This is a genomic window from Pseudochelatococcus sp. B33, from assembly GCF_053570585.1.
In genome coordinates this window covers 210,045-224,457 of the sequence record NZ_JBSEFH010000009.1, presented here as the reverse complement: position 1 = coordinate 224,457, position 14,413 = coordinate 210,045, and the positions used below count along the sequence as shown (strand labels likewise).

Below are 14,413 nucleotides of genomic sequence, written 5' to 3'. Positions count from 1 at the left end.
AGACTGGCCGACGATGGCCACGAACTCGCCCGCGTTGATTGTTAATGACACGCCGCGCAGCACCTCGACCGCGACCGTCTCCGAGGTGACGAATACTTTGCGCAGGTCCGCGAGTTCGATCAGCGGTTTTTTCTCCACCCCCGTCATAGCCGGAACCCCACGAGCGAACGACCGCCTGTGGCTTGCCGGGCGCCGGTCACCACCCGCTCGCCCGGCTCCAGTCCTGACAGCACCTGCGCCTCGAAGCGGGTGCGCAGCCCGGTCATGATGCCGCGGTCGATGCGCCGGCCGTCCGGTCCCAGCACGTCGACATGCGAATGGCCGCTTTCCAGCGGTTTGAAGCGCAGCGCCGCCACCGGCGCGATCACCACGTCGTTACGGCGATCCACGACGAAGGAGACCTGCGCCGTCATCTCCGGCCGCAGTTCGCCGGCGCCATTGTCGACATCGAACAGCGCTGTGTAGAGCACGACATTGTTGGTGGAACCGGATGATGCGGCCTCGCCCTGTCCGGATGCCTTCTCCGGCTTGTGCGGAGCGGGCAGCACCTGCTTCAGCCTTGCCGTCCAGCGCCGGTCGCCATGTCCGAGCGTGGTGAACCAGACCTCCATGCCCTCAAACAGGCGGGTGACGTCGGCCTCCGACACCTGCGTCCATACCGTCATGGTCGTGAGGTCCGCGATGCGCATGACGACCGGGGTGGAATATGCCGCGTTCAGCGTCTGGCCCTCACGGGCATCGATCGACACCACGGTGCCGGACATGGGCGCATAGATGCTGGTGTAGCCGAGTTTTGCTTCGTCCGACTTCAGGGTCGATTGCATCTTCTCGATCTCGGCGCGGATGGCGTCGACCTTTGCGGCCGCTATCCTCGCGTCGCGCGTCGCCTCGTCGAACGCTGCCTGTGAAATGGCCTTGCCGGGGGCGAGCACCGCATTGCGCTTCAGCTGCGCGGCGGCGAAGGCCGCCTCCGCTTCCTGGGCGGCCAGATTGGCTTCTAGCCGGTGCAGTTCCGCCCGGCCGGCCTCGACCTGCGCCGTCTGCACCTGCGGATCGATCCTTGCCAGAAGATCGCCCTGCCTGACGCTCTCACCGATGCGCACGGGGATGGCGTCGAGCCTGCCCGAAGCCTGCGCGCCGACATCGACATAGGCGCGCGGCAGGATTTTGCCGGTGGCCGTCACCACGTCCTCGATGGTGCCGCGCTTCACCTCTTCCGACAGGAGCGTCACGCCGGAAGAGGCGGTCGCACCGCCGGCCCGATAAAAGCCCACGCCCAGCGCCACAGCAACGATCCCGGCGACAAGGAGCCTGCTCCGCCAGCGGCGGTGGCCCCGTGTCCCTTTCGTCGACATCTGCGGAAAGGCGGAACCGGCCATCGTCAGCTCCCTGCCGCCGTCGAGGCGGCGTCGGCGATGGAACGGACACCGGATACGGAACTGCTCCGTCCGCCCGTATTGTCGATCGTCCCGACGATCCGGCCTGCCTCCAGCCGCACGACCCGGTCTGCCGCTCCGAAGTAGCGGTCGTCATGCGAAATGACGATCAGCGTCTTGCCCTGCCGCTTCAGGTCGGGCAGCATCTCCGTGTAGAACAACCGCCGGAAGGTCGGGTCCTGCTCGGCCGCCCATTCATCGAAGACGATCACCGGCCGGCCTTCGAGATAAACCTGAATGAGTGCCAGACGCTTGCGCTGGCCAGCTGACAGGTCGGTGGTCGAGAACCTGCCGTCCTCCACCGTGACCTTGTGGGCGATCTCAAGCTTGCTCAGGTAGAGGCTCGCCACTTCCGGCAGGATGCCGCCCGGCACCACGAGATCGTCGAACAGGAAATAGTCGAAGAAGATGGCCGAGAAGAGCTGGCGGTAGTCGTCGCGGTTTTCCGGCGTCACCGGCTCGCCGTTCAGCAGCAGCGCGCCCTCCTGCGGCTCGTAGAGGGCGAGCAGCAGCTTGATGAGCGTCGTCTTGCCCGAGCCGTTCTCGCCCACGATCATCAGGATCTCGCCACCCCGGATGGTCAGGTCGACGGGGCCGAGCGCGAACGGCTCCACGCCCTCGGCCGCGGGGAAGGTGTAGCGCGCGCCACGCAGTTCGATGGAGGAGACAGCCGGGAGCGTTGCAGGATCGGATGCCGCCTTGTCCGTGTCGGCAAGGCGCGGCTCGGGATTGGCGAAGTCGGCCGAGAGCTGCGCGATGCGGCGGAACGAGACCTGTGCGTTGACGAAGCTTGCATAGGCGCCGAGCGCCTGATTGAGCGGTCCCTTGACGTAGAGCAGCACCAGCACAAAGCCGGACACCACGGTCCGGTCGACCCCGAACCAGCCCTGCCAGCCGACGATGAGGCCGATGGCTGCGAAGAACAAAGCGCTGTCGGCCGCATTGGCCGACATGAAGATGCGGAACGCCTTTACCTTCCTGTCGCGGATGCGATCGATGGTGGCGGTCAATTGCTCGCCATGCACGCGCCGGCGCCGCTGCCGGTTGATCCGCAACTCCTTGGCGCCCTCGCTGATGGCCCGGTAGTGCTTGTAGAGATCATCCTGCGCACTGCGGGCGACGTCGTAATGGGCCGCGCCGCGCTTGCGGGCATAGCGGTTGATGGTCACGCCGATACCGATGGCCACCGCAACGATGACGAACAGCGGCGGTGACAGGAACAGCAGATAAGCGATGCAGCCCGTGGTCACCGCGAGCGCAATGGCGAGCGAGGAAAAGCCATACGAAAAGTTGGAGACGGTATCGACGTCCTGGCCGAGCACGGACAGCAGGCGATGGCTCTTGTAGCGCTCGATCTGGTCGATCGGCGCGGCCACGACCCGGGCGACCAGCTCTTTCCTCAGGCTGGTGATGATCTGCTGGCCGATCCACGAATTGCCGAGGTCCGACACGATCTCGCCCGCGAGGGTCAGCACGACGAGGCCGGTGAAGGTCCACATCAGGGCTGCGGTGATGTCGCCATCTGCAAACAGCGCCCGGTTGATGGTGGCGAGCAGCCAGGCCGTGGCGAGGCCGCTCAATGTCCCCATCACGGTCGCGAACAGCGCGATCGGCCAGAACGGACGCAGAAGGCGGATGCCCTCGGAGATGAGCGTGGTCTTGCTCTCGCTCATGCCGTCTTCTCCCGGGTGCGGCGCCGGGTGTTGCCTGCGGCGGCTTGGCCCTTGCCGGCATGTGACGGGGCGACGTGGCGTCGTGCGTGCCATGTATGCAGGGCGACGACCAGCAGGCCGGCCAACGTGAGGTGGCCGCACCAGACGATTGTTCCGATGCCGAAGCCCTGACCTCTGACGGCAACGGCCCATGCGAGCGCCAGCAAGGCGAAGCCGCTGCCGCGCAGCGCGAGGCAGAAGCGCGCAGGCAAGCGCCGGCCGAGCATGTCGTTCTGGTGGCGTGTCATGGCGAGGCTGAGGGCGAGGAAACCCGCGCTGGCGAACAGCAGGCAGAGAACATGGCTCATGATGAAGCCTCCACAACCGATGCGCTCTTCGAAGCGCCTTTGCGCCGCCGCGCCGCCTGCGGCCTGTGGGTCGCGACCTTCCGGGCTGCGAGCGCGAACAGGGCAGCGGCGAGAAGCATGACGGTATCGAAGCAGATGAAGACCCGGTCGCCGGCGATGAGGCTTGGGATCAGGCCCCTGTCCGTGGTGAGCGCGCTCACCACCGGAACGGCGGCATAGAGCGCGCCCGCGACGGTGAGCGTCTCGATCCACGCGCGTCGTGCGGGCCGGATCACGGTCCAGATGGCGGCCAGCCCCCAGGTGATGAAGAGGCTGTGGATCTCCCATGCCGCCCGCGCTTCCATGTCGGTCGGCAGCAGACGGTTCGACAGGAAATAGACGGCGATGCCGGCCGGGAAGCCGGCGAGCGTGGCGATGTTCAGCCCCTCGACCAGCCGGAAGCCGAAGGGCGGACGCTGCGGATCAGGCAACCGCTGACGACGCTTCACCGTCCAGAGAATGAGGCCGACCGCGATCATCAGCGTGCCGGCGAGTCCGGAAAGGAAATAGAGCCAGCGCAGCACGGGTGAAGCGAAGCGTCCCTCGTGAAGGCCGTGCATGACGCCGTGGATGGAATGGATGAGAGCGGGCGGCTTTCGAGGATGTCCCGACCGCAGTTCGCCGGTCACGCCATCGAAAACCAGCGTGTCGTTCGCCAGTGAATCGAGGCGATTCGGACCTGCCGGACGAACCTCGATCACCGCTGCTGCGGTGCCAGGATTGCGGATCAGAAGCGAGCCGGGCTGATACCCGTTCCACAGCGCGATAGCCTTGTCGAGCACCGGACCTATGGGCGTGAGCGGGGCTAACCGGTCCACGCCTGTTGGCGGCATGGGTGGTGCTCCTGCGATTGTCTGCGTCCCGTCTGATGGGATCAGGGCGGCCACACCAGGTACGTACATCCACATGCTGACAACGAGCCCCGTATAGGTGATCATCAGCAGGAAAGGCAGCGTCAGCACGCCCATGATGTTATGGGCATCAAGCCACGAGCGCTGTCCCTTCCCGAGGCGTAGCGTGAAGAAATCGGCGAACAGCTTCTTGTGTATGATGATCCCGCTGATGGTGCCGACCAACCCGGCCATGGCAGCGGCACCGACGATCCAGCGGCCCCAGAACCAGGGCATATACTGCAGGTTGTAGTGGAAGCCGAGAAAGAACCCGCCGCCGGCGGAGTCTCTGGGGCGAACCTCTTTGCCCGCCGCATCCAGAATGACCCGCCTTGCGCTGCCGCCATCGCGCCAGAAGACCCAACTGATGTTCGATCGCTCTCCCGCAAGGCCGAACTGCCATTGTGTTGCCGTCGGAGGGACATGGTTCCCTGCCCAGATGACAGCACGTTCCGCCGCGTCTCGCGGCGTCGTTTCTCCGCGTAACTCTGGCCGCGCCCATTGCGTAATCTCGTCCTGAACGTAGGCCAGCGTGCCGGATAGGAACACGACAAACAGAATCCATCCGGCGATCAGACCCACCCAAGTGTGAAACTGGGCCATCGACTGGCGAAACGATCCAGTCACAATCGACTGCCCAACCAGGCGCTCAAGAGTAGCCCGGTGCCAGATATGACAGCGATCAGAAGAATACCGATCAACGCCGAACTCGCCGTACTGGCTGTAAACGTCCACAATATGAGAACGGCATAAATCGAGAATGAGACCATCTGAGCGGCGAGGATCAGTTGGCCACGGGGGGCGGACAGTGAAGAAACTAGCACAGCAGATGCGATCAGAGAGGCACAATAGCCTCCCACTATCGCAACGATGAGCCGAACAATGACCTTGGTCCAAGCCGCTATTAAACGATCATTGTTGTGCATCATATGCTCCAATTACTGACTGCCGACTGACAACGGGTGCTTTGAGGCGAAGCCGTGCATCGGCTAGTTTCATCACAGCAATCCTCACCACCTGTAGACGATAGAACCTGTAATCCGACGACCTGCGCCAAAAGTGCAGCTTCCACTCACTGTAATACATCTGTTAATGTACTCTTTATCCAAAAGATTTGTAATATTAACTGCGGCATTAAGGCCATCAAGGTTCGGAAAACGCTTGCCAAGGTCATACCGTATTGCTGCATCCACAACTGTCGCGCCTGGTACTTTCCAAGTGTTCTCGGTATCCCCCCAGCTCGCCCCAGAATATCGGACACCCGCTGCAAGTCCTAGACCATCAAGCGGCCCACTCGAAAACGTATAGTCAAGCCAAAATCCAGCGGTATGCAAGGGGATACCTGTTCCCGTCTTACCGACGGGATCCACTCCTCCGGGTCGTGTATAGCCTTTTGTCGTCCTGCTATCCGTATAGCTGTACTGTGCAATGAAGCGAAATTCGTCCGTTATATTGCCACTTGCCGAGAACTCGAAACCTTTCGATTGAACTTCACCAAGCTGAATTTGCCTCGTTGTGTATATGGGATCCACAGTTACGACATTCTGTCGCTTGAGATCGTAGACTGCAACAGTGAAAAAGCCATCGAACCATGGCGGTTGATATTTTATGCCGATCTCAGCCTGTTGGCCTGTCGTCGGCTCAAATGGGCTATTTCCTCGCTCCGGTCCAGTGGTACCGGTTTGGGGTTGAAATGACGTCGTATAGCTTATGTATGGAGCTATGCCATTGGCAAACTCGTAAACAGCCCCCACCCGATAGGTAAATTTTTCTTGTTTCGTTTCATTGGTTAGCTTGTGATTATCGAAAATATTCCATGTGCGCGACGACGCCCAGTCGTAGCGACCTCCTGCGAGGAGGGTGAAGCCTCCCCACTTTATTTGGTCTTGGGCATACACGCCAGTCTGGTAGAGGCGTTGATTGGTACCGGATGTTAGCGCAGGTATTGGGCCTGAAACGATTCCATATATGGGGTTGCTGAGATCGATTGTGGGAGCCGTTCCAGCTGCTGCATTCATCCCTGTGGTATCTATTCGGCGAAAATCAAAACCAATAATGCTACTATGCTTCAGGGACCATGTATTGAAACGCCCGAGCAACTGATTGTCGACTGCATACGTATCTTGAAGTCCGTATTGACGCTGTGCGTTCCGGAAAGTCACGGGATTATTCGCATTTGGAAATCCGAGCAGATACATCCTTTCCAGCTCATTACGGATGATGCGGAGATTCTGCTTTATCGTCCAGTTTTTTGTTAGATTGTGTTCGAGTAGATAACCGACCTGAGACTGCTCGCGATATGAATGATCATCGAAGGCCGGATCACTCAGATACATATTATTGCGGAACCTGAATCCGCTAGTGCTTGGCACCAAGGTGCCAACTCGAGGCCAGGTAGCCATTTGACCCGGAAAATCAGGGTCATATTGATATTTTGCAAGTACGGTCAGCTTTGTGTCTTCCGTCGGCTTCCATGTCAAGGCAGGAGCGATGTATATTCGCTTTAGGCGAACGTCTTTGGCATTGAAGCCAGCACCCAGGTCCCTTCCGAGGCCAGTCAACCGATAAAGGAGCGTCCCGTCGTCGGTGAGTTTGCCGCCGAAATCGAAGGTTCCTTGTATTCCGCCGTGCTCGCTTGTGAGGACTCCTACTTCTCTTACGGTGTGCTCTGTCGGCATCCTACTAACAGCTCCGATGACTCCCCCCGGGCTTGCCTGACCGTATAGGATTGAAGCCGGTCCGCGCAGAACTTCAATTCGCTCCATTCCATATGGTTCTATCCATCCTTCTGGATTGTAGATACCGTCAACGTAAGGACTGTCGGCAGAAAACCCCCTTATACGTATAGCTTCCATCCCGTTATCGACTTGCCCGTCGGTGGAAGTGTTAACGCCCGGTGTGTATACCAGTGCCTCTCCGAGTGTTTTAACGCCACGATCCTCCATTTCCTGACGACCAATAACGGATAGGGACTGTGGCGTTTCGACTATCGAAGCTCCTGTCTTGGTGCCAATCGCACTTCGCGTCGCAACATATCCATCCACCGGTCCCCAGGCATTTTCGCCTTGACCCTGAACCGTGATCGTATCCAGCACCAGCGAGCCGTCCGTCTCCACGTTGCTCGCACCATTCGATGCCGAAGGATCGATGATGGTCACGGTGTTGGCGACAGTGAACCGCCACGACAGCCCGGTACCCGCCAGCAGTCGGTTCAGCGCTTGCTCCTGGGTCAGGGTGCCCGAGATGCCGGGACTTCTTTTTCCCGCAACGAGCTTCGACGGGAATAACAGTCGTAATCCGGCACGGTCAGCGAACGCCGTAAGCGCCGACCCAAGTTCCTGCGGGCGAATGTTGAACGTGGTAGCGTCAGTGACAGCGCTTTGCGCCGCCGAATTCTGGGCATGGGCGATTTGGACGAGGTCTCCCGTCAGGCCCGCCGCCAAATAAATGGCGGCTGTTCCCAGTAACATGGCCTTGACCGAACGCCTGTAACTGATCCTCTTTCCGTTGTCTGAAATCACGTCGCCCATTGGATGCCATCCGCCCATGTTACCTGAAATCTGGAGGGCATCGTCAAGCGCGGTACGGCGCTATGTTCCGTGGCGTTATGTTCCATGCCCTTACTACAAGGACGAAATGACGGAAGGAATCCTACACCGGGAATCAGAGAAAAATTTCAATTTTCTTATAACTATATGAAATACATTGATATTTTATTGGTATCAAAGTGATGGCTATCGAATGATCGTCACAAGCGGCAGCCGCGTCACGCGGACCGGAAGTGTCTCTTCGACCGTATTGAGGATCGCCTCGACGTCGGAAAGGTCGAACACCCCGGTAACCTCAAGCTTCCTTAGCCGGTCGCTGGCAATGATAATCTGACCCGAACGATAGCGCTCGATCTCAGCGACGACATCGCCCAACGGCCGCCGGTTGAAAATGAGCTTGCCCCGGCGCCACGCTGTTTCGATGCTGGCATCGACCGGCTCGGCTGCGGATGGAGCGCCGAGGGCGTAGCGAACACGTTCATCGACCGTCGCTGTCACACTGTCCGAAGGTGCCGCGTCGGTCGTGACCGCAACGGTTCCCTCGATCACCGTCACGACGACTTCCTCCGGCCGGATGTCGACATCGAACATCGTACCGAGCGCCTGGGTGCGCCCCCGTCTCGCCTCTACGACGAATGGGCGTTCGACGTCGTGCGCAACGGTGAAGGTCGCCTGTCCCTCATGAAGCGTCAGCGATCGCATGTCGTCGGTGAAGTCGGTGGATAGGGCCGAATTGGCGTTTAGGAACACTGACGAACCGTCTGGCAAGGTAATGGTACGCTGTTCCCCGACGCCGGTGGTGTAATCGGCAAAGAGGTATGGCCCCACCAGGCCCGATCTCGTCGCCCCCGCACCGATCAGCGCCAGACCCCCGACGCCGAGAATCGACCGCCGTGTGAGCTTTGCCCGCGCTTCATTCCGTTCTTCATCTCGGATCTTGTCCCCGACGATGCCGATCCCCTGCCAGATGGCCTCCGCTTCGCGGGCTGCCAGCTCGTGATCGTGGCTCTGCAGGCGCCATGCAATGAACGCGGCCCGGTCCTCGTCAGTCGCGCGGCCGGAATAGAGCTTGACGAGCCAGTCGATGGCCTCGTCGCTGAGAGCAATATCAGGTCTTTCTGGTTTACTCTCCGCAGTCATCTGCCCAGTCGCCACTTGTCTAGATGGTGTGCCAGCCCTCTGCACCCATTCGCCGGGAGCAAACATCCCCCTGAAATAAAGACGAAACGAGTCAGCTGAACATACACTGGGTAGCAGCGAAAATCAGGCGATGACGCGGAAATGATCCCGGCAATGACGCAGGGCCTGAGCCATATACCGCGCGACCATGCCTTCCGAAACCCCAAGTTTCTGCCCGATCTCGCGGTGGGAAAGCCCTTCACAACGGTTCAGCAGTAGGGTCACTCGCGGCTTTGGCGGCAATTGGGCAAGGGCGAGAGCCAGGAAACGAAGCTGGTCCCGGTCGATGGCAAATGTCTCGGGCGACGGGTAGCTGTCCGCCACTGCATTGAGCAGTGCCTCATCGCTGACGCAACGCGCGCTGTGACGCTTTTCCCGGCGGGCAAGATCAATCGCTATGTTACCGGCCACACGAAGGATGAATGCCTGCCTGTCGTGGATCGCCGCCGTGTCGCCCTTCATGCTCGCCAGCCGAAGCCAGGTTTCCTGCAGGGCATCTTCTGCCAGTTCGTCGGAACCAACGCGCTTCTGCAACAGGCCGCGCAACTTTTTCCAATGTCGAACGTAGACCGACATGAGATCGTCCTGAAAGTCGGTCGTGGAAGTCGTCATGGATAATGCACTCTGTCGCGCTATCATCGCCTTTCAAGATGGCGGCCCAGCTAACCTGAAATTCTGATAGCACAGGAGAAAAACTCCGCAATCGCAATTATTTGGATGCATTCGAAAATTGCTTTTTCAAATCGATAAAAACTGCATCGGAAGGCCATGCTTCTAATCGCGTATTCGCTTGTATGGAATTTCCTCCGCCTCTGCCCTTCCTAGTAGCAGGTGCCGTCTTCGAATGGTGTTTCGTTTGGTGTGTTGTCATTATGCAACACGATTTCACACAACCCATGTCTGTCACTTTTGTGTCGGAAACCAACAAGGCTTGCACTGTGCGAAACCCGTTATCGCTCCGAACTCGCCGGAAGCCTTCCGATTACGCGATCTTGTAAGGGACCGTTCCGCCTTGTCCGGGAAGCACTCTTTCTATCCGGAGTGGCTCTTGGCCGGAAACTAATCACTTCCGCAGTTACCTTTTCGCCGCGCATCGCCCGAACGATATGCTTGGAGGTGCGATCCGCCATCGCGACAAGCGAGCGATCGAGCCGTTTCAGAATATAGCCGCCCGTCACTCCGCCAACCCCACCCACGCCTTCCTTGGATCTTCCGCTTGAATGACCGAGAAGCGCACCAATGGTAGGAATCGTCGCACCCAGAGATTCTGCCATACCCGCATAACTATGCCGTAACGAATGGAGTGTCAGCCGATCAAGCGGGCCGGGCTCATCATCCGGAAAACGAATATCTGGCCGGGCATCTCTTGCAAGGCGCCGCGCGGTCCTCTTCACGGTGAGCCATAATTTGGGCAACCCGCGATAGCCATGCCCCCCGCTTTCGCAAGGAAAAACAAACTCACTGCCTCTATCATCGAGATCCGCGATGAACTGGTAGGCACTTCGGCCAAGCGGGCGTAACGAAAAGCCGGTTTTGGTATTGCCAAGACCAAGACAACGACCATCCTGATCCACCTCGACCCATCGCAGGTTTGCTGTCTCATTAAGACGAAGACCGCTGCAGGCGATAAAGCGTATTGCCCGAAGACCACGAGCGTGATGCTTCAACCTCCCGTTACGGTGACGCTGGGCCGCGAGGTAGTCGAGGGTAATGCCGAGCCAATGATATTGTTCGCCCGTCAGGAGAGCCTCGCGCTTGGCGTAGGCGAAACGCCGAACCCCTCGAACCGGATTGTCGTTCACATAACCATTGTCAATGCCCCAGGTATAAATAGCTCCCAGCAGTCCCAGTGTCCGTGTGGCAGCCCCCAGCCCTCCCGTTACGATTGAACGCCCACGAGGTTTCGTTCGCACGTCCCGCTTGGCCTTGCCAGCCATCACGTCCGCTTTAAATTTCTCAATGTCGGGGCGCCCGACTTCCGACGCTGGAATCGAGCCCAGCAATGGCTTGATCTGTGCCTTGATACGGCTTTCGTCAGTATCGATCGTACTCTGTTTTTTCGGTGTGCCACCGCGTCCCAGCACCAAGCCATTACGAGCAGCAGCAAGATAGAGATCGCAGAGCTGGGCAACCGTTACGGCGTCACGTTTCGCCCGGCGTTCAGCGGCAGGGTCTGCACCTTCGATCACCTTGGCAAGTTCAATCCTCGCGAGATCGCGCGCACGATCGCAGGTTAGCGGACCGAAGGCACCCAGGGTCAACCAGCGTTGCCGGCCACTCTCCGTTCGGTACTTAACAATGAATTTCTTTGCACCGGAGGCCGAAACGCGCACACCAAACCCGGCCAACTCGGTATCCCAGTACAAAGTGCCCGTTTTCGTCCCGTCAGAAACTAGAGAATCCACAACCCTTTTGGTGAGCTTTGAAACAATCGGCATGGCGACACCCGAGGCTGAAAGTTGCAACCATATTGCAACCAAGCGACGTCCAAACATAGCTTGGCGCAAGAAACTGCGTCAATATAAAATTGATGTTTTTCAATACTTTTCCTAGTATATACAAGCGTATAAAAGTAGATATTAATTAGTAATTCAAACTCCGAAGGCAAAGGTCGCACGTTCGAATCGTGCCGGGTGCGCCATTTCAGAACAGAACTCTGAACGCCGAACGCCGCCGATTTACCGCTAGAAGCGGCGACCAGCGTTCGCAGCAGTTCCGACTTCGATCCCATGATGCGAACCTCGTCGTCCGCGACCTCGACGCGCTGCGCCAGCGCGCGCAGGTGGTCGCGGCGGTAGCCGCCACCGTCGCGGCGTATCCGTTCACGAGCCTTACGGGCGAACCCCTTGAGCATGTCGGGGGTGATGCCCTGATTGCCTGAACTGTCGAGCGCAAGTTGCGTGCGCTCCGCGTCGGCGGCGGCTTGATCCCGCAACGCCCCTTTAGGCTCGCCATGCGCTCTTTCGCCATGGCGTCGTCCTTGTCCACCATGCCGGCTTCGATAGCGTCAAAGAAACGGCCGAGCCGTTGGTCGGCTTCCGTGATTCGCCTTTGAAGCTCGGCAAGGTGTTCACGGCGGCGCTCGGTGCGCTCCTGTCGGCGGTCGATGACGCTGGCGAGCACGGTTTCCAGCCGCTTGGGCTGGAGCAGGCGATCCCCGATGTAATCGGCGACCAGATGGTCCAGCTTGTCCATCGGGATCGTGCGGCCCTTGCAGCCGGTCTTGCCCTGCCGGGCCTTGGTCGAGCAGGTGTAATAACGATATGTCTGCCCTGCGCTGCCCCGGCCGGTGCGGAGCGTCATTGCGCCTCCACACTTGACGCAGAAGCAGATGCCGGTCAGCAGCGTGGGGCCACTCGACACGCGCGCCGGTGTCACCATGGGATTGCGGGATTTCAGGCGGGCTTGCACGGTGTCGAAAATCTCGCGCTCGATCAAGGGCGGCACCGCCATGATGGCAACCTCGCTCTGCCGGGCGGTCGAGACGCGCAGATAGAGGGCGGCACGCACCCCGTTCGAGAGTTGGGGTGCGGTCATGGCAGAAGCCTCCTTCTCACATCATCGACACGGCCCGAAGAGTTCATCGAATAGATCGCCGAACCAAGCCTCGAACACGTCCACCTCGGCCTCCGCGACTGGGACATGCTCGGGCCAGTCATCGGTGACGGTCCAGCCGGCAAGGTCATGCTTGACCGGCCGCCTGACGCGCGGCGACGGCTGGGGCTTAGCATAGTCGTAAAGATCGTTGGGCAGCACGCCGGTTTCGACGTGCCAGCGACGGTTGGGCCTGCGATGAGCGCGCGTGCTGGACATGCGCCCATCATCGCCCGGACCTTCCATATCCAGAACGACCCGTTCGCCGCCGATTGCCGTCTTTCGCCGTCCCCTCCGACCGAAGCTATAACGCTCATGTCTCTTTCCTCCTTCCGGTTCGGGGAGAGGCGGCCATGCCGAGGAATACCATGATGGCCTGGTTGAGCCGCACCATGTCCTCGTCATCGAGACGCCCGACACGCGTGCCCATCTTCGCCTTGGGAACGGTGGTAATCTTGTCCACCATCAGGCGGCAGGGGGAACGCAAGCCGTTGCGCTCGTTCGGCTCCACCATGAGGCGGAACAGTGGCGCATCGGTCGGGTCGGTGGTGAAGGCGCAGATCGTGATCGAGTCGGTGGCGTCAAAGCTGTCGTCCTGAACGATCACGACCGGGCGCGGCTTGCCCGCATAATCCTTGCCGCCCAAGACCGTCCAGACCTCGCCGCGCCTCATTCATCGTCCCAATCGGAAACCGCGTCGATGAACGCCTGATCCTCGCGGGCATGGGTGCTCGCGGCGACCGCCTGCGACTGGCGGTGCGCCTCGTCCCGGAAAGAGGCGGCGCGCACGTCCGGCACCCAAATCTGGATGGGCCGCAGTCCCTGGGCGCGCAGCCGGTCGCGGTGCTCGCGCACCTTCACCCGCACGGGCTTGGAATTGGATGCTGTCGCCATGATCGGCCTCCATGTCTATAGTTACATGTAACCTACCATGATCCCCTTGCGATGGCCACCCCTTTCATTCGTTCCGGCAAGGGAGCGCGACAGCGCCCCCAATCCGTCCTTGTCTGCTTCCCAAGCCTCCACCGGGGCGGCGGCAGGCGGTCAAGGCGGGCGCATAGCGCCCCCGCGCAGCGGCTTGGCCTTGAGGGCCTGACGGCGGTCCGGTTTCATGCTCCGGGTAGCAAGACCATCACGCCGTTATGTGCTGCGATGCGCTTTGGGCGCTCTCCGCACCGAAGATGCCGAAAACTGGATGATTTCGGCCTATGGTGCCGGTCGAAATCCAGCAAAGCCAAGGCTTTGCGCGAAATCGCGGCACGCGGGGCCGAAAATCATGGTGCCGGTCGCGGCCCACCTAAACGGTGTGCAGACAAGGACAATTTCCGAAATCCGGCCAACGTAGTGCCGGTTTCTTTTACCTTGCCCTCCGAAACTCCGCCCTTTTCGCCCAAAATCCGCAATTTCCGATCTTGCACTAAACGCGCCGATTTCCTGCATGAACACTGCAACGAAATCCGCTGCCGAAGGCACATAGCTGCGACCGCCGATCTGCAAAACGGCTGCCGGATTCGTGCCGATCTGGCGTATATCCCATACCGCCCAATGCGCGGCAAACGCGCCAGAGAAGTGCATGAGTTTCAACAATGGCCGCGCCGTCAACATGCGCTTGCCGTGCAAGCATCAGGAAGCCGCAGGCGTCTCTGTTCACTGCCATAGGCGCGACGGTGGAGCGGACGAGCGGCCCGCCGGAGCGACCGCCAAGAG

General features: G+C 60.0%; 13 protein-coding genes. All 13 read right to left on the bottom strand.

The window, feature by feature from the left end:
* Positions 1–143: 143 nt before the first annotated feature.
* Positions 144–1,379, bottom strand: a complete 1,236-nt coding sequence (locus ACUSIJ_RS12375; RefSeq protein ID WP_449308697.1) for an efflux RND transporter periplasmic adaptor subunit — start codon at positions 1,377–1,379, stop codon at positions 144–146.
* Positions 1,380–1,381: 2 nt separating this feature from the next.
* Positions 1,382–3,109 (bottom strand): cyclic peptide export ABC transporter, encoded by a 1,728-nt coding sequence (locus tag ACUSIJ_RS12370; RefSeq protein WP_449308696.1) that lies wholly within the window; start codon positions 3,107–3,109, stop codon positions 1,382–1,384.
* Positions 3,106–3,456 (bottom strand): DUF3325 domain-containing protein, encoded by a 351-nt coding sequence (locus ACUSIJ_RS12365; RefSeq protein ID WP_449308695.1) that lies wholly within the window; start codon positions 3,454–3,456, stop codon positions 3,106–3,108. Before ACUSIJ_RS12365 ends, ACUSIJ_RS12370 begins: the two co-directional genes overlap by 4 nt.
* Positions 3,453–5,012, bottom strand: coding sequence for a PepSY-associated TM helix domain-containing protein (locus tag ACUSIJ_RS12360; protein ID WP_449308694.1), 1,560 nt, complete (start codon positions 5,010–5,012; stop codon positions 3,453–3,455). Before ACUSIJ_RS12360 ends, ACUSIJ_RS12365 begins: the two co-directional genes overlap by 4 nt.
* 383 nt (positions 5,013–5,395) lie before the next feature.
* Positions 5,396–7,915 carry a TonB-dependent siderophore receptor gene (locus ACUSIJ_RS12355; RefSeq protein ID WP_449308693.1) on the bottom strand — a complete coding sequence of 840 codons (2,520 nt, stop codon included), beginning with the start codon at positions 7,913–7,915 and terminating at the stop codon, positions 5,396–5,398.
* A gap of 204 nt (positions 7,916–8,119) precedes the next feature.
* Entirely contained in the window at positions 8,120–9,073 is a 954-nt protein-coding gene (locus ACUSIJ_RS12350; RefSeq protein WP_449308692.1) for a FecR family protein, read from the bottom strand.
* A 123-nt stretch (positions 9,074–9,196) separates the two neighbouring features.
* Positions 9,197–9,688, bottom strand: coding sequence for an RNA polymerase sigma factor (locus ACUSIJ_RS12345; protein ID WP_449308691.1), 492 nt, complete (start codon positions 9,686–9,688; stop codon positions 9,197–9,199).
* Between the two features lie 374 nt (positions 9,689–10,062).
* Complete coding sequence (locus ACUSIJ_RS12340; protein ID WP_449308690.1) at positions 10,063–11,550, bottom strand: tyrosine-type recombinase/integrase; 1,488 nt, start codon at positions 11,548–11,550, stop codon at positions 10,063–10,065.
* 205 nt (positions 11,551–11,755) lie between these two features.
* Complete coding sequence (locus ACUSIJ_RS12335; protein ID WP_449308689.1) at positions 11,756–12,649, bottom strand: zinc ribbon domain-containing protein; 894 nt, start codon at positions 12,647–12,649, stop codon at positions 11,756–11,758.
* Between the two features lie 21 nt (positions 12,650–12,670).
* Positions 12,671–12,925 carry a hypothetical protein gene (locus tag ACUSIJ_RS12330; RefSeq protein WP_449308688.1) on the bottom strand — a complete coding sequence of 85 codons (255 nt, stop codon included), beginning with the start codon at positions 12,923–12,925 and terminating at the stop codon, positions 12,671–12,673.
* A 94-nt stretch (positions 12,926–13,019) separates the two neighbouring features.
* Positions 13,020–13,379: a type II toxin-antitoxin system PemK/MazF family toxin gene (locus ACUSIJ_RS12325; RefSeq protein ID WP_449308687.1), complete on the bottom strand. Its 360-nt coding sequence runs from the start codon at positions 13,377–13,379 to the stop codon at positions 13,020–13,022.
* Positions 13,376–13,600: an antitoxin MazE family protein gene (locus ACUSIJ_RS12320; RefSeq protein WP_449308686.1), complete on the bottom strand. Its 225-nt coding sequence runs from the start codon at positions 13,598–13,600 to the stop codon at positions 13,376–13,378. Before ACUSIJ_RS12320 ends, ACUSIJ_RS12325 begins: the two co-directional genes overlap by 4 nt.
* Before the next feature lie 312 nt (positions 13,601–13,912).
* Positions 13,913–14,311, bottom strand: a complete 399-nt coding sequence (locus tag ACUSIJ_RS12315; protein WP_449308685.1) for a hypothetical protein — start codon at positions 14,309–14,311, stop codon at positions 13,913–13,915.
* Positions 14,312–14,413: the final 102 nt, after the last annotated feature.

Excerpts from the sequence above, each read along its gene's own strand:
- ACUSIJ_RS12370 (WP_449308696.1), bottom strand. The coding sequence starts at position 3,109 with ATGAGCGAGAGCAAGACCACGCTCATCTCCGAGGGCATCCGCCTTCTG.
- ACUSIJ_RS12325 (WP_449308687.1), bottom strand. The coding sequence starts at position 13,379 with ATGAGGCGCGGCGAGGTCTGGACGGTCTTGGGCGGCAAGGATTATGCG.
- ACUSIJ_RS12335 (WP_449308689.1), bottom strand. The coding sequence starts at position 12,649 with ATGACCGCACCCCAACTCTCGAACGGGGTGCGTGCCGCCCTCTATCTG.
- ACUSIJ_RS12365 (WP_449308695.1), bottom strand. The coding sequence starts at position 3,456 with ATGAGCCATGTTCTCTGCCTGCTGTTCGCCAGCGCGGGTTTCCTCGCC.
- ACUSIJ_RS12320 (WP_449308686.1), bottom strand. The coding sequence starts at position 13,600 with ATGGCGACAGCATCCAATTCCAAGCCCGTGCGGGTGAAGGTGCGCGAG.
- ACUSIJ_RS12375 (WP_449308697.1), bottom strand. The coding sequence starts at position 1,379 with ATGGCCGGTTCCGCCTTTCCGCAGATGTCGACGAAAGGGACACGGGGC.
- ACUSIJ_RS12340 (WP_449308690.1), bottom strand. The coding sequence starts at position 11,550 with ATGCCGATTGTTTCAAAGCTCACCAAAAGGGTTGTGGATTCTCTAGTT.
- ACUSIJ_RS12330 (WP_449308688.1), bottom strand. The coding sequence starts at position 12,925 with ATGTCCAGCACGCGCGCTCATCGCAGGCCCAACCGTCGCTGGCACGTC.
- ACUSIJ_RS12345 (WP_449308691.1), bottom strand. The coding sequence starts at position 9,688 with ATGTCGGTCTACGTTCGACATTGGAAAAAGTTGCGCGGCCTGTTGCAG.
- ACUSIJ_RS12355 (WP_449308693.1), bottom strand. The coding sequence starts at position 7,915 with ATGGGCGACGTGATTTCAGACAACGGAAAGAGGATCAGTTACAGGCGT.
- ACUSIJ_RS12315 (WP_449308685.1), bottom strand. The coding sequence starts at position 14,311 with ATGTTGACGGCGCGGCCATTGTTGAAACTCATGCACTTCTCTGGCGCG.
- ACUSIJ_RS12350 (WP_449308692.1), bottom strand. The coding sequence starts at position 9,073 with ATGACTGCGGAGAGTAAACCAGAAAGACCTGATATTGCTCTCAGCGAC.